Genomic DNA, 17,630 nt, shown 5'->3' with positions numbered 1-17,630 from the left:
CGGCTTGCTCTAGCTAACAATCATATTTTATTTTGCTGCGATAACTTCAATCTCTACAAGACCGTCTTTTGGCAGACGTGCCACTTCAACCGCACTACGTGCTGGATAGGGCTCAGCGAAAAATGATCCGTAAATTTCATTTACCTTTGCAAAATCATTCATATCCTTCAGGAATACCGTCGTTTTAATCACTTTATCCAGACTGCTACCTGCAGCTTCCAATATAGCGCTAACGTTGCGCAATGATTGAGTCGCTTGAGCTTCTACTCCTTCAGCAAGCTGTCCTGTCTCAGGAATGAGACCAAGCTGACCGGAAGTGAAGACGAAATCTCCGATTTGTACAGCCTGAGAATACGGCCCGATCGCGCCCGGTGCTGCAGATGTAGAAATAACTTGTTTTGCCATGGAACATCTCCACCTTATTGTTTTCTTTCTATTGTAGCTTATTTTTTATCTATAGGCATTTCTTTCTCACTAACTCTTCAAATGCTTACGATAAGCTTCAATGAACAGGTCGGCAAAAAGCGGGTCCCATTGTGTTCCCCGGCCTTCCTCTAATATTCCTATTGCGGTACTTTTATCCATTCCCTTCCGGTATGGCCTATCCGAGGTCATCGCATCAAAGGCATCTGCAACTGCAATGATTCGTCCAAACAATGGAATCTCATCACCCTGAAGTCCATCCGGGTATCCTTGACCGTCATAGCGTTCATGATGCGAACGCACGCCCGGCAAAAATGGGGCCATTGCATCCATAGGCTCAATCTGCTTCAGAATCGATTCCCCTAAAACCGGATGCTGTTTAATTTGCTCCCATTCCTCATCCGTTAGTCGGCCGTCTTTTAGCAGTACATCATCACGAATCCCAATCTTCCCGATGTCATGAAGAAGCGCTGCTTTTCTTAAATCATGTAATTGATCATCCGGAAGCTTTGCAAGAATCCCAATGTTAACGGCATATTCGGCTACTCTCAATGAATGGCCTGCTGTATACGGATCTCGCGCATCCAGCGCGGCTGCCAAGGTGGCAAAATAGCTTTCCAGCAATTGATTGTTTCTGGCTGCCTGAACCTTAATCCCTCGAAGCATATGATTAAAACCGGATACAAGCCGAGAAAATTCATCTGAGAACAGATCGAAAGCCCCAGTCCGCAGATTCCCGATCTTCACTTCCCCCATTCGTTCGTACAGGTGCTGAATCGGCAGTTCAATCTCTCGAGTCAACAGACGGGAGCCGATGAAGGCAAAACCTAATCCAACGATCAAAATGAATACAGCATTAATCCAATATGTATTATCCGCCATGCTCCAGTTACCTAACTGAAGTTGAACAAATAAACTATACAATAATATAGGAAAGGCTCCGATCATAAAGAAACTCCACCGCAGTTTGCGCCGAATCGATATGAGCACTCTTCCGCCAAGAGTCAGCTCTTTGCCGAACAATCGGATGGACCATTCACATAGCTCATTCAGAAGCGGACGAATCGCATAAGAAGTCAAGTAGAACTCTATCATCGCTCGCATTCCAACTACGAGCACAACCCCCAAAATAGCTAAAGTAACATAATAATAAGGTATAGACAATTTACCGATATGTATAAAATAGAAGCCTAAACCGCATGCTGGCAGCAACATTCCGAATAAATGCGGTCCTAGTATGCGTTTTACCGCAAGCGAGGGTAGACGATGGGTTCTTAAGTAAACATTTTGCAAAGCAGAAAAACTCTCAATCTCATGCTCGAAGCAGACCCGAATCGGCCTGATCTGCAGAGTAAAGACCAGCCATTCAAGACTGAGCATGAGAACCAGCGACAAGAACAAAACACTGAACAACCAGAAGTATTCCTTGCTATCGATATGCAAAGGTGACAGTATAATCAAACTGCCAATAGCTATAATCGTCAGGACAGATGCTACAGCATAATTCATTTTTAAGCGAGAAATAAATGTGTTATACACTGTCACAGGGAATCTTCATTCCTTCCATCTCGCAAATAGTAGTAGACAGAAATTTATTTACTATAATTATCGGCTAATAATGATATACATTTCATAGACGTAAACGATTTCCTTGACCAACCATTCCGACTTGTTTATATATTCTTCTTTTTTGTATAACAATTCAAGATAATTTTTATAATATAAATTTTTTATGTTGTTAAGTCTCAAGATACAGAAAATTTTATATTCTTAAAAATAATTAAAAAATTTATATACCCGTTCCAAACCCTGCCATCCCTTACCCTGAAAGGGCCCACGCCCATCAAGGTAGTAACCTATGTCACAATCTATGTGACTTTTTTCACATAAAGCTATATAGTAATATGCTAAAATTCCATCGAACAAGGCTTTTCGAACTATATAAAATGGCTTATAATCCTTATATCTATGCATTTTTCTTTTACTCTGTTATTAAAATGTACTCACATTTTAATATATATAATTTTATTACTTGGAGGTCATCTATCATGAAAAAAGCATCTATCATTCTAAGCAGTGCCCTGTTACTAGGTCTTCTTGCTGGATGTGGATCTAGCAATGAAGGAAACACAGCTGACAAAGCTAACAACACACCTGCAACAGAGAACAGCACGAACACAGGCACTAACGCACCAGCTGAACAAAGCAAATATCAGGACGGCGTGTATTTTGCACAAGGCGAAGCTGATGCAAAAACTGGTTGGCAAGCTTTTGTTACATTAACTGTTTCCGGCGGTAAAATTACTGAAGCTAAATGGAATGCAACTAATGCTAACGTTGGAGTAGATAAGGTTACTTATTCCAAGGAAGGTAAATACGGCATGAAAGCTGGCGGCGCTCAATCCGAATGGCATGAGCAAGCTGAAAAAGCTGAAGCTTACCTCATTGAAAAACAAGATCCTAAAGACATTACTTTGAACGACGAAGGTAAAACTGACGCAATCACTGGCGTATCCGTACACGTTAATGAATTCTTTACATTGGCAGATCAAGCATTGACTGCTGGACCAGTTCAAGCTGGTACTTACAAAGATGGTACCTACCATGCCGAAGCAGCTGATTTCGATGCTAAATCCGGCTGGAAAGAAACTGCTGATGTTGTAGTAGCAGCAGGCAAAGTAATCAAAGTTAACTTCAGCGGTGTAAACGCAGCTGGCGAAGACAAGAAACAAAACTCCATCGACGGTAAATACGGTATGAAGGAAAAAGGTGGCGCTCAAGCTGAATGGCACGAACAAGCTGTAAAAGCTGAAGCATACCTTGTAGAAAAACAAGATCCAGCAGCATTAACGTTCAACGAAGAAGGTAAAACCGACGCAATTTCCGGCGTATCCATCAGCTTGCAATCCTACTATGATCTTGCTGCAAAAGCTCTGGAACAAGCAAAATAATATCGGTTTTTAGCAATATATTACTTCATGATTACCACCCTAAATAAAGAAGGTGAATCTCTTGAAAAGAATAGTCGTCCTAGGCGGCGGTTATGGCGGTGTCGTTACATCCAAGCATCTTGCCAAACTGTTCAAAAAAGACAAAGACGTAGAAATCAAGCTGATTGACCGGAATCCGTACCATACGCTTCTAACCGAGTTACACGAGGTTGCAGCTAACCGGGCTCCGGAAGATTCTGTCAAAATTGAGCTGAAAAAGATTTTTGCTGGCCAAAAGGTTGATGTTGTACTAGATTCCATCGACAACATTGATTTTGCCAACAATCAGCTTCGCTCTGAAACCGAAACCTACAAATATGACTACCTTGTTATCGGTACAGGTTGTAAGCCCACTTTCTTCGGCATCCCTGGTGCTGAAGAGAATGCTCTTACTCTCTGGTCCTATGAGGATGCTGTTCGTCTGAAAGAACAGATCCGCAATAAATTCGGAGAAGCTGCTAAAGAGAACAACCCTGCAAAACGTCGCAAGATGCTGTCCTTCGTTGTAGTAGGTGCCGGATTTACCGGTGTCGAGCTCGTCGGAGAGCTTGCAGAATTCCGTGATGAATTGTGCAAGGAGTTCTACATTGATCGCAGTGAGGTTCGTCTCGTTGTTGCTGATATGGCTCCTAAGATTTTGCCAATTCTTCCTGACAAACTGATTCAAAAGGCTGCTAAACGTCTCAACAAAATGAATGTTGAAATCATCACTAGCGCCAAAATTACCGGAGTTACTAAATCAAGTGTTATTCTCGGTGATACCGAGCTTGAAGCAGATACTATTGTATGGACAGCCGGTGTAGAAGGCTCTGATCTCGTTGGCAAGCTTGATGTCAAGCAAGAAGGACGCAAACGGATTGTAACTAACGACAAGTTGCAAAGCGTAGATCATGACAATGTCTACGTTGTAGGCGACAACATCTTCTTCATTCCTGAGGGTGAAACACGTCCTGTACCACAAATGGTTGAGAATGCTGAGCAAGCAGGTCCGCTCATCGCTCACAACATTTATGCAGATGTGCATAATAAACCAAAAAAATCTTACAAACCAGGATTCCACGGAACGATGGTATGTATCGGTAGCCGCTATGGCGTAGCCAACGTTGGTCTTCCGAATAAAATGTTCATGCTTAGCGGATTTATGGCTATGCTCAGTAAGCACATGATTAATATGTACTATTTGTTTACTGTTGCTGGCTTTACCCAAATGTGGACCTACATGATGCACGAATTTTTCCATGTACACAATCGCAGAAGCTTCCTGGGCGGTCATTTCTCCAAGCGTTCACCAAACTTCTGGTTGTTCCCGCTCCGTATTTTTGTGGGTTACAAATGGCTTGAGGAAGGTATCGACAAGCTTCCTAAGATTTTGAAAGATCCGAACAATATATTCCTGATCCCTGCTTCTCCAAATGCTGGTGACGCAATCTCAGCGGCTAGTGAAGCGGCTGGAAATGTAACTTCAACTGTAGACGCACAAACTGCAGCTTCTGCCGTTGAAAGTGCTTCTACCGCTGTTACAGCACTGCCTGTACCTGGGTTCATCAAGAGTATCGTTGGCTGGTTCATGGATGTATTCTTCTATACAGCAGACGGCGGATATACCGCGCTTGCTACCGTATTCCAGTTCTTTATGGTTTTTGCGGAAATCGCAATCGGCATCCTGTTGATTCTCGGCCTGTTCACCGCAGTAGCTTCTGCAGTTACTGTCGCGCTTGGCGTTATGATCTGGTCCTCCAGCATGGCATCTACCGAAATGCTCTGGTACATGACTGCAGGTGTGGCTCTAATCGGTGGTTCAGGCAGCATGCTTGGTCTCGATTACTATGTTCTTCCTTGGCTCAAAAAACAATGGAAGAAAATTCCGATTGTAAGAAGATGGTACTTATACACGGACTAATATCATATCAATCACCTTAATTACCGATTTACAATAGAGTAATGTGCGCTAGTCGCGCATTACTCTATATTTTTACACCCTTGCCGAACTCGGTGTTCGGGTCCCTGCAAGCCTACCTGTTTTTTAAGGAGTGTGTCCTTATGAAATCTAAGCTCATCCAAGACGCTTGTCACTTGTTGCAGGGCGAAATATCGCCCGAGGCCGGCATTCACCTGAATCTGTTAGAAGATGACGTGCAGCCCATGACCGACCTTTTGGAGCAATATGATCTCCATCAACTTCGTGCGCGCCGCTTGTTATCCATTTACATTGCAATCAAGGTCGCCCTTCTACGCCACAGTAGTTGTGATGAATCCATTACTGGCGAAACACTCACCCGCTTGGTGCTGGACGGCGATTACCTATATAGCATGTATATTCAATTATGTCTCGAATGGAACGAATACGACCTGATCACACATCTCGCTCCCGTCATTAAACAAATCCAGATTAAGCGGATGGACGGCAAACCAGATGATGATAAACTCTTAAAAGCCTTTGAATTATTCCTGAAGCTGGATCACAGCCGTAACAGTGCAAGCAAGGCGATCTAGTACACATCTGTAAATTTGACATCCAGGAATGGAATCAAGGGAGGGTTCAGCTATGAAGCTCAATGAAGCATTAGACATTTCTCTTGCCGCTGTTGATCGGGAAATTGAGAATATGGTCAAATTCGATAAGGATGTACCTCGCTCCTCCACACTTGCCAAAAGTATTGTTGATCTCGTTCGTTCTGGTGGCAAAAGAGTTCGTCCGTTGATGGTCATTGTCGGCAGCCGTTTCGGCCCCACCCCCAATGAACGCAAGGTGTGGCGCCTTGCCGCAGCAGCAGAATTTATTCATGCCGCTTCCCTGATCCACGACGATATTATAGATGATTCCCCTGTTAGACGGGGGCAGACCGCACTGCATGTCAAGCTCGGGGTTCAGGAAGCTATATATGTCGGCAACTACATGTCAGCACGGGTAATTGAGCTCATCGCTGCTTACTCTGCAGAGCGGGAGCGCTTCGTATATGACTTGTCATCGCTAGCCACAACACAGCTGTGCCTTGGAGAATACCAACAGCTGTCCCATCTTTACGATTATGATGTAACGGCTGAAGAATATCTTGAGAAATCAAAGAACAAAACAGCACAGCTTATGGCTACTTGCCTGCGTATTGGTGCACAATCAGCTGGTGCAAAGGATGAAGTCTTTAATCTCTTATATAGCTTTGGAGAGAAGCTCGGAATGTCATTTCAGATTCTCGATGATCTGCTGGACTTCACTCAGTCTTCACAGCAGCTCGGAAAACCAGCAGGCAGCGACCTGCGTAAGGGTCAAGTCACTCTTCCTGTACTCTATGCCCTCCAGGACAGCCGTCTCGCCCCTTCTATAAGGGCTATTAACTCAGATACCCCTTCATCCGAAATCGATGCTGTCATCGCCAGCATACAGGCGTCAGACGCTCTCATAAGAACAGAGGCCCTTAGCAATCAATATCTGGACGAAGCTCAGGCCATTATCAATGAACTGGACATGTACCCGGCGCACAAGGATCTGCAAGCGTTATTGCATTTTTTCAGCGGTCGGGATAAATAAATGAATAGATAAAAAAAAGCTGCTCTTCGGGTCACCGTACAATGTGACCGGATAGAGCAGCTTTTTTTATAATAAGAAAAAATCACATAGGGCTGAGATCAGAATAACCATGCTAATAACCTGATTCAAGTTATAGGAGGCAACTTTCATTACTTTTCGACTGGAAGGCTTAATGATTTTATGCTCCGTTAGCAGCAGTAAGATAGAAACTATAATTCCGACAATATAGATCCAGCCTAGCTGACGAATTGGAATAAGGACAATCAACAGGAGCACCATGATACTATGAAGTGCTGCAGCTATTCTCAGACCGTTTTTCAGGCCGAATATGCTAGGAATAGACCAGAGTCCATGATTACGGTCAAATTCGATGTCCTGTGAGCCGTAAATGATATCAAACCCGGCGATCCACAGCATCACAATCGTACCCAGAATAAACGGAGTAAAGGCGAATTGTCCGGTGACCGCAAACCAGGCTCCAATCGGTGCTGAAGCTATCGTAAAGCCAAGATACAGATGGCTCAAATAGGTGAAGCGTTTTGTATACGAGTAAGATGAGATCAGAAAAATAGCTACTGGCGATAAAATAAAGCACAGCATATTGAGCATGCCCGCTGCAAAAATAAATATCGCGTAGTTCACTACCACGAACCACAGCACTTCTTTAGACGCCAGCAGACGCTTGGGAAGGTGCCTATGAGCGGTTCTAGGGTTCATCGCATCAAATGATTGATCGACAACGCGATTAAACGCATTAGCACCATTACGCGCAGCCACAAGCGCGATCAATCCCCATAGCATCACATGCCAGGAGGGCAATCCCTCAGCAGCCCATATCATCGAGATCACCGCAAATGGCAGTGAAAATAATGTATGCGAGAACATCACCAGCTGGCTGTACAGCTTTATTTTTGTACCGATTTTCCGAGCATATTCCATCTTCATCCACTCTCCTTGAAACGTTCCTTGCCTGTGTTCATCTACACTGTCTCCACTGAAATGAAGTCCATGCTAATTTAACGGCTAAATCATCCAAATCTTTAAGAGGTTGCTTAGGTATATTTACACGCTTGATAGTGAAGCTGAGAGGGCAGACAGCATCTCGCGGATATCATCCTCTGTAATGACGAGAGGTGGCTGGAAAGCAAGCACATTGCGTCCAACGCCATTTTTACCGATGATAAAGCCGCGGTCCTTCATTTCCTCCAGAAGGTCATCAACTAGCACGGCCCCCCTTTCGGAGTCCTCCGCACACAGCTCCACACCGATCATCAACCCTGCTCCACGCACCTCAGAGATCATATCAGGGTAACGACCAGCCAACTCCTGAAGCCCACTCTTTAACAAGTCGCCAAGACGTTCAGCGCGCTCTGCCAGGCTATGTGACTCAATATAATCCAGCACTGCGAGTGCAGTTGCAGATGAAACCGGATTTCCCCCAAAGGTGGAGGCTGACGGCTTATTGAAGCTTGCCGCGATTTCATCTGTAGAAGCGAATGCTGCCACTGGAATGCCGCTTCCAAGCGCTTTTGCCATCGTCACTATATCAGGTTCTACTCCCCATAGATCCATTGCAAACATGCGTCCTGTACGACCGAATCCTGTCTGAATTTCGTCAGCAATGAGCAGTATACCATATTGCTCCAAGAGTGACTTCACTTCAGGGAAATACCAATCCGGAGGCACGATCATCCCGCCGTTCCCTTGAATCGGCTCAGCGATCATAGCTGCAATTTCATGTCCCTTCTCCTCAAGCACCTTTTTGAGTGCACCGATGGAGCGACGAGCTGCCTCATCCTTGCTAAGCCCAGGCTCATAAGGCCGAGGTATAAAGGTCACATCCTCACCTGATTCGGCTAGCTGCGGGTCTGAACGCCACATTTTTAAGCCTGTCACGCTCATGGTCAGATAGGTACGGCCGTGCAGTCCTTGCTCCAGCGCAATAAAACCGCGCCGCTTCGTATGAAGACGGGCAAGCAGTAATGCCCCTTCATTAGCTTCAGACCCGCTGTTTACAAAAAACGTCCGGCTAAGCTTACCCGGCAGCACTCCTGCAAGACGCTCCGCAAGATCTACATTAGGCTGAGTCAAATATATAGTACACGTATGCTGCAGCGTCTTTAGCTGCTCTGCTGTTCGCTCCGCAATTTCTGGATTGCAATGACCGCTCGCCACGACAGAAACGCCTGCAAAAAAATCAGTATAGCATTTTCCATCATGACCATATAGATATTGCATTTCTCCTTTCACTAGCTGGGGCGGATTCCGATAAAAATAACTGGTACAAGGATAGAAATACTGCCCTCTTTTTGAGAGAATACCCTCCGGTCCGATATATTGCTGCATGTTCATTCTCTCCTCTCCTATTTACACTTGAATACAAGGTAGCCTAATCCGATTGGCCAGTCTCTCCCACTCCAGAAAAAGCAGCAAAAATACAGTTTTTTCGAGCTGAAATAACCATATTTATGAAAAAGCTTGCATGAGTGCAGTAATTTCAAACGATTACGCCCCAAACCAACGTTTGGAGAATAAAAAGGTGTATTTTTGCAGGAACTTTACCTGATGAATGAAGCTCTTAGTATAAAGATGTACTTTTGCAGGAATTTCGCCATCATGTTAGCGGCTTTCACTATCAAATCGAGTTACCCTACCAAGCTAAACATGCTGCGGTTCCTTTACTAGCTGTGAGGCCTCTGTTTGCTCTACACTTTTATCAGCTTCTGCCGTCCGTCCCCCGTTAAATTGCAACGCGCCCAGCGTGTATCCTGCATAAACAGGAGCCAGTTTGGAGAATTCCTCAGCCGCCATATCCGGGTTATCCAGTACGGCTCTATAGGCCCCCACAACAGCTTCAAGCTGCTCTGGCTTATAGGTAGCACCTTCAATACGGATGACGGACAGGCCTGCTTCGGTCAACTCCTTCACAAGCGGTAACAGGCACAGCTCCTTTGCCAATGTCAAATGGCAGCGGCCATGTGTATCGCGATACACCGGATTCTCTCCCTTATCAGTCTTCAGCACAAGAATGCTGTTATCTACATAATGATTATCTTCTTCATCAATCGGCTCAAAAGCTTCAGTATTTGCATACAGGTCATGCTCCATATACATCATTGTAGGAGATCCGTGCACTATGCCCTCAAGTGGCGCATTTGCATTTCTGAGCAGATCCATCAAATCATTCAATGGCAATTCCATTGATGCAGTAAGACGTTTTACCCCGTAATTTGCATAGAATTGTACTGCAAGCGGGTTAAATACATTCAGATTAAAGTCACCGATCAGCGAATAACCCTTGGAAGCAAATTTGTGAATCGCCCCAAGGTTCGTTACCATTACACCATCAATCGGCAATCTCTCGCCCGACAACAGCCCGTCATAGATTTCAAAATGCAGCTCGGTCATCATCCGTGGCAGACATAGATATATTTTTGCATTACCTTTTATTGTTGCAAGCTCTTTGATCTCATCCTTAGTAAAAGGACGATCCGGTTCGTACACATCACCCGACAAATAAATATGGTCAGCCCCCGCCTTAATTGCAACTTTCGCCTGAGCCATATTGTTCACATGAACGGAAAGCTCCGATTTATTCATGCCATGAACCTTATCCGTCTGAGCAGCAGTCCATTTATTACGAATGTCTTCCAGGCGTTTGTCGCTTAGCTCACGCTCTTCCGTTGGTGTGCTGAATACCTTGCCTGTGCTATAAAATTTACCTGTTCCCTCATAACGTTTGTTAATATACGAGAGACCCGGTTTTCCAAATGCATATGCCGTTGAGAAATCACGTTTGCGGTTATCATACAGCAGCTTGGTATCCTTGCTGCGATTAAATCCGGCCGGATCTTCGATATAACGATCAATCGCATCTCCGTAAGCATTAATAAGCATCAGCACAAAATTGGCATCACGCATGCGTCCTTCGATTTTGAACGAAGTAATCCCGCCATGAATCAGTTCTGGAATATGCTCGTACATGAACATATCTTTTGCGGCCAGAGGATATTCTGCAGGGTAGACGTGACCATCCTTCTTCACGCGATAATCCCAGCGGCAAGGCTTAAGGCACTTTCCTCTGTTAGCGCTCATACCGAATACCATCGAACTAAAATAGCAATTTGCTCCATGAACAGAGCACATATCACCGTGAACAAAGTACTCCAGCTCCATGCCAGTAGCCGCCTGCAGGTATCGAGTCGTCATCAAATCCATTTCACGTGATGTTACGACACGAGTGACTCCTAACTCTTGAAGCGCTTTGACCATTTCCACATTATGCACGTTCATCATGACGGAGGAATGCACCGGAATCGAGAGCCCCATTTCACGAATCAGAGCAAGAATGGCAAAATCCTGAACGATGATAGCGTCCGGGCCTGCGTTCTCAAGAAATTTCAAATAAGTACGGGCCTCATTCAGCTCTCCTTCATTCAGCAAATTGTTTACTGTTACATACACCTTTTTGCCTAAGGAATGTGCGATTTCAGCGGCCTCTGTAATTTGTTCTAATGTGAAGTTGTACCCTTTACGCATAAGACGCATATTCAGACTTGGCCCACCCAAGTAGACGGCGTCACAATTCGCATGAATCACTTCTTTGAATATTTCAAACGTTCCCGTTGGTGCGAGCAGTTCAATTTCTTTTCCATTAAAATAACGTGCCATAGCGCTTCCCCCTCAAATCGCTGTAGTAATTTATGATGTAAAATGTGATTTTTTTCACACATATATGCGTCAGGAATAGGTGAAGTTAGGAAGCGGATGATGTTCTAGGATCATAAATAACATATCCGCTCCTTCACTTGGACTTGCAATACGAACTATATAAATCTGAGAACAACAACAACTGCTACCAGTACGATAAAAGACAAGATAAACCCTGTGTCCCTGCTTCGCCATACCAGCAAGTGATACTCCGAACGCGGAGCGCCGATCAAGTACCCTCTGGATTCCATCGAAAGCACAAGGTCTTCCGCACGGCGAAAAGCACTTACCGTCACCGGAACAAGCAGTGAAACCAGCAGTTTCCCTTTCTCCTTCCACGGCAGCTCCTTAAGATCCGCACCACGTGCTGCCTGAGCTTTTACTATTTTGTGAGTCTCATCAAGAATCGTTGGAATGAACCGCAGCGCTATGCTCATCATGAGCGTCAAACGCTCTGCAGAAATCCCAATCTTCTCAAGCGGCTTCAGTACGCCGGACATCCCTTGATTCAGCAAACCAGGTGTAGTCGTAAAGGTTAGAATCGCGGTAAAAGAGACCAATAATGCCATCCGTAAAGCTGCGATCAGACCTTTGCTAAGCCCTTCGCTATACAACGTCCATGACCCGATCTGCCACAAGGCCACGCCTTCATCCACCGTAAGACATTGAATGACAAAGATGAACACCATGAGAACCCAAAGCGGCTTTGCCGCCTTCACAAAATATTTCAAGGGAATCTGGGTAGCAAGCATGTACGCTAACGAAAAAGCCGCGGCAATAGCAAGCGGTATCCATGAACCCACAGCCAATAATGCCGCCAGATAGAGCACCATAGCTGTAAGCTTGGCCCGCGGGTCCACAGCATGAACCCATGATCCGGTATCAATGCAGCGGCCAAACAGAAGCTTGTTACGCATACGGCTCGCCCCCTTCGTCCGGACTGGTTGAATTGCTACCAGGATCAGTGTCCTTGTCCATACGATTTGTGAGCAGCTTCGCGATCCTTACAGCTGCCGATCCCGCGGTCAGACACGGCTCCTCATGCTCCAGACCAAATCGGGCAGCAAGCTGATTCCATTCTGTTATACAGGTTGGCAATGAAAGGCCTGACTTGGCAAGTGTATTAGCTTCTCGTACTAGCTCGATCTTCGAACCCTGAAATATTTTCCGTCCATCTTTCATAACGATCCACGTATCGGCATATGGAAGCATTTCCTCCATCCGATGTGTAACAACTATGACGGTCTTGCCCAGATCGCGCTGCAGGCGGAACAGCAGCTCTGCCAGCTCAGCCCTGCTCTGTGGATCAAGAGTCGCAGTAGGCTCATCCAGCACGATAATATCCGGGTCCATCGCCAGCACGGAGGCAATCGCTACCTTGCGCATCTGTCCTCCGCTTAAATGAAACGGATTTCGAGAGAGGAACGAATCATCGAGACCTAACATATTTAATGCACGACTTGTCCGCTCTTTCGCTTCTTCCTTAGACATTCCAAAGTTAAGAGGTCCAAAACAAATGTCCTTCTCGACAGTATCCTCAAATAACTGATGCTCCGGGAATTGAAATACAAGTCCAACTCGCCGGCGCAGTTCACGAAGCGGAGGATTCTTTTCCCCGGCCTGCAAAATGTAATCAAAAACCTGCACCTTCCCTGAGGTTGGTTTCAATATTCCGTTAAAATGCTGCAACAGAGTAGATTTTCCCGATCCGGTAGCACCTACGATACCAGCAAACACACCTTGATCCAGCTTCAGATTGATATCCTCCAGCGCACCATTGCGCCAAAGGCTGCGATCATCATATGCATAGCTTACTTGTTCAAGTGTAATTGCCATAACGCCTCCGTCACCTCCTCTTCACGCTGCAAAGGTGGGACCTGTACGCCCAGCTTAGCCAGCTCCCGTACTAGCTGAATCCGGTAAGGAGCGATAAGACGACAGGATTGTAACAGAGCATCATCATGGAACAAATCTTCTGGACTAAGATCAGCTGCAACTCCACCATCAAGAAGCACAATTGCTCTGTCTGAGTACATAATCTCTTCAGCATCATGCGTAATGGATACTATCGTGTATTCACCGGACTGTTTCATTTCCTTTATTATGTCGAGCAGCTCGCCGCGTGCCTTCTCATCAAGCATCGAGGATGCCTCATCAAAGATAACAATTCCTGGTTCCATCGCCAAAATAGCAGCAACGGCCACCCGCTGTTTTTGCCCGCCAGATAATTCAGAAGGGTGTTTGGACAGCAAATGACCTATTTCCAGCTTATCCCCATACTTACGTACCCGATGGATCATCTCTTCTCTTGGCAGACAACGTCCTTCCAATCCAAAAGCGATATCCTCCTCAACAGTAGATCCGATGAATTGATTATCCGGGTTCTGGAATACCATGCCGATCCGAGGACGAATCTGGTGGATTGTCTCGCGATTCAGCACAGTGCCTTCTACTACAACTTCCCCTGCATTAGCAGCAAGCAGCCCGCCTAGTAATTTAGCTAACGTCGACTTGCCGCAGCCATTAGGGCCAACGAGCGAAACCCAGCTTCCAGAAGGGATACTAAGTGTTATGCCGTCTAGTACCGATTGCTCTGATTCATAAGCAAAAGACACCTGATGCAGCTCATAAGCGTTTTCGGTTCCTGACATCGTCGTTCTCCCCCTTCCAGTCTTGTCCCTATGCTGTCTCTTCCTTTAAAAAATCCTCGAACAGCGACAGTTTCGATAATGCTGGTACCAAGTAACGAACTGCTATACCGACAGCAATTCCAGTGAGTACTCCCATGATCATAAGCATCGGTAAATAGTAAAATATTTTGGAAGTCTTAAAATATAGAGTAGCCGCTGTAAGCTGACCGATATTATGAGCAATACCTCCAATTATACTAATGCCAATCAAGCTAAGCCGCTTACGTCCAACCAGCAGCAGAAACCCCATCGCTACAAAGCTAAACATAGCTCCCATTATACTGAAAAGCAAACTTGAAAATGTCCCGAAAATAAATGCGGTAAGCAGCGTTTTCAGTACTACCATCATTAAAGCATCTCTTGGACGCAGAAAGTACAGACACGTCAGCACCATAATGTTAGCCAGACCAAGCTTTGCACCCGGCACGCTCATATTTACTGGGATCAAGGCCTCTACCAAACTTAAAACAACGGCTACCGCTGCAAAAATAGAGACGATGACAGTTCTTTTCAATGCTATGCTAGAATGCTCATTTAACGATGACATCGACGTCATCCCCTTCCCCGGACGGCCCCTCTACTTCTACCATGAGTCGATGTGGCAAACAAATAATCGTGCCCCCATTGCGATCAACAAAACCGAAGGTGAAGCACACTTTATCCTTGCAATCGGCATCGTGCATTTCGATACCATAATCATGAATTTTCAGAGTATTAGAACCAAACTCCGTATTAACCTCAACCGTCTGCTCTTCTTTAGTTAAAGACACGGTTTTGAACAGCTTGCCATCCACTGTAATTTTTGCAACTCTTGCCTCTTCGTGATTTGTTTCACTTGTGTCTTCATTAAGCCATCGAGGGACTATAAATGCCAAAGCAATAGCTATCACAATTCCAATAAGAATAATATCTCCGCGCTTCATGTATGTACTCCCTTATTTTTTAATAATGTAAATCTTAGACGAATTCATTATACATTTTACCCTATGAATAGAAGCGTGACAAATGTCTCATTGGGTGTATAATTCACAGAATTACCATTTTAAATTGAATATATATAGTACATTAACTATTTGTGAATAGGAATACTTTTAGTAGAACAGATTTTCTGCTAAAATCAAGGTCGAAATGACTGAATGAAATGAGGCTGCACTTATGAGAATGAATAAAACAGCGATTTTACTAGTCGCTATGACTATGCTTGGGACTTTGATTAGCGGCTGTGGCGGAGCAAACGAGACTCCAAACACTAAGTCAGGAACTAATGAACACCAGACTCAATCTCAGGTGGTTCAACCCCTATCTGAAACTTATTTTATTTTCGATACGATTGTTAACGTCAAAATATATGATAATCGTGCTACCAAGCAAAATCTTGAGGATGTCGAAGCGCTGCTCAAGGATATTGATCAAAAGATTAACCGTCAGCTTGAAGGCAGCGAAATCTATAAAGTGAACGAAAATTCCGGAATTGCCGCAGTTCAGGTATCTGAAGAAACTTATAATCTCGTAGCCAAAGCAATGGATTACGCGAAGCGTACAAATGGTATGTTCGACCCTGCGATCGGTAATTTAGTAAGTCTCTGGAATATTGGGCATGAGGGTGCTCATGTGCCTGAGCCGGAAGAGATCGCTGAAGCCCAAAAACTATGCGATTACCGTAAAATTGAGTTAAATGAAGCAAATCATGAAATCTACTTACAGGAAAAAGGCATGTCCATTGACCTTGGTTCCATCGGTAAAGGCTATGCAGCCGATAAAATTTATGAGTATCTGGCTGATCAAGGCTTTAACAGTGCAATTATAGATCTTGGCGGCAACGTATATGCTATGGGCCAAAAACCAGGCAACCTTCCATGGAATATCGGTATTCAGGATCCCGACCAGGAACGTGGAAATCCAATCGGAACGATTAAAGTCGAAGACAAAACGATCGTCACCTCTGGAATCTACGAACGATTTTTCATCGAAGACGGCAAACTGTACCAGCACATTCTTGATCCTAGAACAGGATACCCTGTCGATAATGGGATAAGCAGCGTAACGATTGTAACAAATTCTTCTACTAACGCTGATGCGCTGTCTACTACCTTGTTTGTACTTGGGATTGAAGATGGACTGAAGTTCATTGAAAATACGGAAGACACCGAAGCGCTGTTCATCTCCAAGGACAAGAAGCTTTTTGCCTCTTCCGGCTTTAAAGAAATGCTTAACAAAACCAATGACAGCTATGAATTCGACAACTAATCTATAAAGTCATTCAACCCATTGGAACCGTTCGTCGTTCACAAACTTTAACGTCTCGACGTTTTGAAGTTTCGAATGAACGAGCGGTTCTTTATTATAACCCTTGAAAACTTTCTTGCATTTTCATTTTGTTTTCACTATAATAAGAAAGTAAACCTCATTAATGTAGTTCCTCAAAAGATTATAACTCTCCTTATTACCAGTTCGGTATGAAATTCCTTTTTAAACTCTCACGAAAAGTAAGGATTTTTCAAGTAATTCTGATTCACGCTGGCGCGGTCATCGGAGCCGCAAGGACAAATGAGAGGTAGGGCTTTTGTTGTTTTAGAAAATTACATGCAGTTACAGTTGCAGTTGTAGTCTAAGCAGGAACATCGCAAGTGTCCTTCACGTGTACAGTTGGGCACGGGTTACTATATAGCTATAGAAATGCTATAGCAGCTATAAGCTTGAATAAGCATCGACGAGTAACCATTCTCGCGATGCTTATTTTAGTATTGCTGCTCATTATCTTTTAGAATCCTTTTAGCTATCTTGAACAACCTCATCTGGATTCGACACTTTAAAAAATACGAATAATTAACTCCCCGAAACACCAGACTAACAATGTCTTTCCAAACAAATCCAAAGGGGTGTTACACATGCGTGAAGGTTTGATTCCTACAGTTCTTGGAACCGTAGTATCTGCTTCTGCCGCATCACTGCTTGGAAGCAGGTATAAGCTTGCCGCAACTGGTGTCCTTGGCTTTGGTCTCGCTCACATCGTACTTGGAGCCATCGACCTGGTGGGGCGTCGCTAGCACGTTTGGAGGATATCCCTTGTTAAATAGGGGAAAGAGGCTGTCCCAAAAGTTATCTCAGATAACTTTGAGGGACGCTTCTTGTTTAGCAGTGGAAAGGCAAGATATCAGGAAAAGGATGCAAAAATACAGTTTTATTTAAGTAGCCATGAAAGGATGAACAAAAGCCTGCAAAAATGCAGGAAAATGGTTCAGAATAGACTAGTTTGAAGAGAATCCTTAGAGAAAGCCTGCACATTTGCAG

At 44.6% G+C, this 17,630-nt stretch carries 16 protein-coding genes; 6 read left to right on the top strand and 10 right to left on the bottom strand.

Going from position 1 to position 17,630, the window contains the following annotated elements:
• Positions 1 to 27: 27 nt before the first annotated feature.
• Entirely contained in the window at positions 28 to 405 is a 378-nt protein-coding gene (locus BLS49_RS19605) for a RidA family protein (RefSeq protein ID WP_091234863.1), read from the bottom strand.
• 69 nt (positions 406 to 474) lie between these two features.
• Positions 475 to 1,968 carry an HD-GYP domain-containing protein gene (locus BLS49_RS19600; RefSeq protein WP_091234861.1) on the bottom strand — a complete coding sequence of 498 codons (1,494 nt, stop codon included), beginning with the start codon at positions 1,966 to 1,968 and terminating at the stop codon, positions 475 to 477.
• A gap of 503 nt (positions 1,969 to 2,471) precedes the next feature.
• Between BLS49_RS19600 and BLS49_RS19595 the strand changes: the two genes are divergently transcribed.
• The 4 genes from BLS49_RS19595 to BLS49_RS19580 all read left to right on the top strand — a co-directional run bounded on the left by BLS49_RS19595 (position 2,472) and on the right by BLS49_RS19580 (position 6,939).
• Positions 2,472 to 3,374, top strand: coding sequence for an FMN-binding protein (locus BLS49_RS19595; protein ID WP_091234859.1), 903 nt, complete (start codon positions 2,472 to 2,474; stop codon positions 3,372 to 3,374).
• A gap of 61 nt (positions 3,375 to 3,435) precedes the next feature.
• Positions 3,436 to 5,313: an FAD-dependent oxidoreductase gene (locus BLS49_RS19590; RefSeq protein ID WP_091234856.1), complete on the top strand. Its 1,878-nt coding sequence runs from the start codon at positions 3,436 to 3,438 to the stop codon at positions 5,311 to 5,313.
• A 140-nt stretch (positions 5,314 to 5,453) separates the two neighbouring features.
• The gene (locus tag BLS49_RS19585) at positions 5,454 to 5,906 is read left to right on the top strand and encodes a hypothetical protein (protein ID WP_091234853.1); all 453 of its coding nucleotides are present in this window, start codon (positions 5,454 to 5,456) and stop codon (positions 5,904 to 5,906) included.
• A gap of 52 nt (positions 5,907 to 5,958) precedes the next feature.
• Positions 5,959 to 6,939, top strand: a complete 981-nt coding sequence (locus BLS49_RS19580) for a polyprenyl synthetase family protein (protein ID WP_091234851.1) — start codon at positions 5,959 to 5,961, stop codon at positions 6,937 to 6,939.
• 66 nt (positions 6,940 to 7,005) lie between these two features.
• On the opposite strand, the gene BLS49_RS19575 is transcribed toward BLS49_RS19580, so the two are convergent.
• The 8 genes from BLS49_RS19575 to BLS49_RS19540 form a co-directional block, all read right to left on the bottom strand.
• On the bottom strand, positions 7,006 to 7,878 hold the full coding sequence (locus BLS49_RS19575; protein WP_091234849.1) for a UbiA-like polyprenyltransferase: 873 nt from the start codon (positions 7,876 to 7,878) through the stop codon (positions 7,006 to 7,008).
• A gap of 123 nt (positions 7,879 to 8,001) precedes the next feature.
• Entirely contained in the window at positions 8,002 to 9,285 is a 1,284-nt protein-coding gene (locus BLS49_RS19570; protein WP_091234946.1) for an aspartate aminotransferase family protein, read from the bottom strand.
• A gap of 312 nt (positions 9,286 to 9,597) precedes the next feature.
• Positions 9,598 to 11,610, bottom strand: a complete 2,013-nt coding sequence (locus BLS49_RS19565) for a peptidase U32 family protein (RefSeq protein WP_091234847.1) — start codon at positions 11,608 to 11,610, stop codon at positions 9,598 to 9,600.
• Between the two features lie 155 nt (positions 11,611 to 11,765).
• Positions 11,766 to 12,566, bottom strand: a complete 801-nt coding sequence (locus BLS49_RS19560) for an energy-coupling factor transporter transmembrane component T family protein (RefSeq protein WP_091234844.1) — start codon at positions 12,564 to 12,566, stop codon at positions 11,766 to 11,768.
• A complete protein-coding gene (locus tag BLS49_RS19555; protein WP_091234841.1) occupies positions 12,559 to 13,485 on the bottom strand; it encodes an energy-coupling factor transporter ATPase in 927 nt (308 codons plus the stop codon). Before BLS49_RS19555 ends, BLS49_RS19560 begins: the two co-directional genes overlap by 8 nt.
• Positions 13,461 to 14,300, bottom strand: coding sequence for an energy-coupling factor transporter ATPase (locus tag BLS49_RS19550; protein WP_091234839.1), 840 nt, complete (start codon positions 14,298 to 14,300; stop codon positions 13,461 to 13,463). Before BLS49_RS19550 ends, BLS49_RS19555 begins: the two co-directional genes overlap by 25 nt.
• A 28-nt stretch (positions 14,301 to 14,328) precedes the next feature.
• Positions 14,329 to 14,886 (bottom strand): Gx transporter family protein, encoded by a 558-nt coding sequence (locus BLS49_RS19545; protein ID WP_091234837.1) that lies wholly within the window; start codon positions 14,884 to 14,886, stop codon positions 14,329 to 14,331.
• Positions 14,870 to 15,262: a NusG domain II-containing protein gene (locus BLS49_RS19540; protein WP_091234835.1), complete on the bottom strand. Its 393-nt coding sequence runs from the start codon at positions 15,260 to 15,262 to the stop codon at positions 14,870 to 14,872. The genes BLS49_RS19545 and BLS49_RS19540 overlap by 17 nt, the downstream gene beginning before the upstream one ends.
• A gap of 232 nt (positions 15,263 to 15,494) precedes the next feature.
• Here BLS49_RS19540 and BLS49_RS19535 point away from each other — a divergent pair, with 232 nt between their 5' ends.
• Together BLS49_RS19535 and BLS49_RS19530 are read left to right on the top strand one after the other, a co-directional pair.
• Positions 15,495 to 16,586, top strand: a complete 1,092-nt coding sequence (locus BLS49_RS19535; protein WP_091234832.1) for an FAD:protein FMN transferase — start codon at positions 15,495 to 15,497, stop codon at positions 16,584 to 16,586.
• Between the two features lie 641 nt (positions 16,587 to 17,227).
• Positions 17,228 to 17,386, top strand: coding sequence for an asparagine synthase (locus BLS49_RS19530; protein ID WP_091234830.1), 159 nt, complete (start codon positions 17,228 to 17,230; stop codon positions 17,384 to 17,386).
• The last annotated feature ends 244 nt before the right edge of the window (positions 17,387 to 17,630 follow it).

This window comes from Fontibacillus panacisegetis (assembly GCF_900102215.1).
Lineage (GTDB): Bacteria > Bacillota > Bacilli > Paenibacillales > Paenibacillaceae > Fontibacillus > Fontibacillus panacisegetis.
Note: the sequence above shows the minus strand (reverse complement) of the source record. Positions and strands in the feature narration are given on the sequence as shown.

What these genes read in the sequence shown, in the direction of transcription:
- BLS49_RS19605 (WP_091234863.1), bottom strand. Translation starts at nt 405, where the DNA reads ATGGCAAAACAAGTTATTTCTACATCTGCAGCACCGGGCGCGATCGGG.
- BLS49_RS19595 (WP_091234859.1), top strand. Translation starts at nt 2,472, where the DNA reads ATGAAAAAAGCATCTATCATTCTAAGCAGTGCCCTGTTACTAGGTCTT.
- BLS49_RS19585 (WP_091234853.1), top strand. Translation starts at nt 5,454, where the DNA reads ATGAAATCTAAGCTCATCCAAGACGCTTGTCACTTGTTGCAGGGCGAA.
- BLS49_RS19580 (WP_091234851.1), top strand. Translation starts at nt 5,959, where the DNA reads ATGAAGCTCAATGAAGCATTAGACATTTCTCTTGCCGCTGTTGATCGG.
- BLS49_RS19575 (WP_091234849.1), bottom strand. Translation starts at nt 7,878, where the DNA reads ATGGAATATGCTCGGAAAATCGGTACAAAAATAAAGCTGTACAGCCAG.
- BLS49_RS19570 (WP_091234946.1), bottom strand. Translation starts at nt 9,285, where the DNA reads ATGCAGCAATATATCGGACCGGAGGGTATTCTCTCAAAAAGAGGGCAG.
- BLS49_RS19565 (WP_091234847.1), bottom strand. Translation starts at nt 11,610, where the DNA reads ATGGCACGTTATTTTAATGGAAAAGAAATTGAACTGCTCGCACCAACG.
- BLS49_RS19560 (WP_091234844.1), bottom strand. Translation starts at nt 12,566, where the DNA reads ATGCGTAACAAGCTTCTGTTTGGCCGCTGCATTGATACCGGATCATGG.
- BLS49_RS19555 (WP_091234841.1), bottom strand. Translation starts at nt 13,485, where the DNA reads ATGGCAATTACACTTGAACAAGTAAGCTATGCATATGATGATCGCAGC.
- BLS49_RS19550 (WP_091234839.1), bottom strand. Translation starts at nt 14,300, where the DNA reads ATGTCAGGAACCGAAAACGCTTATGAGCTGCATCAGGTGTCTTTTGCT.
- BLS49_RS19545 (WP_091234837.1), bottom strand. Translation starts at nt 14,886, where the DNA reads ATGTCATCGTTAAATGAGCATTCTAGCATAGCATTGAAAAGAACTGTC.
- BLS49_RS19540 (WP_091234835.1), bottom strand. Translation starts at nt 15,262, where the DNA reads ATGAAGCGCGGAGATATTATTCTTATTGGAATTGTGATAGCTATTGCT.
- BLS49_RS19535 (WP_091234832.1), top strand. Translation starts at nt 15,495, where the DNA reads ATGAGAATGAATAAAACAGCGATTTTACTAGTCGCTATGACTATGCTT.
- BLS49_RS19530 (WP_091234830.1), top strand. Translation starts at nt 17,228, where the DNA reads ATGCGTGAAGGTTTGATTCCTACAGTTCTTGGAACCGTAGTATCTGCT.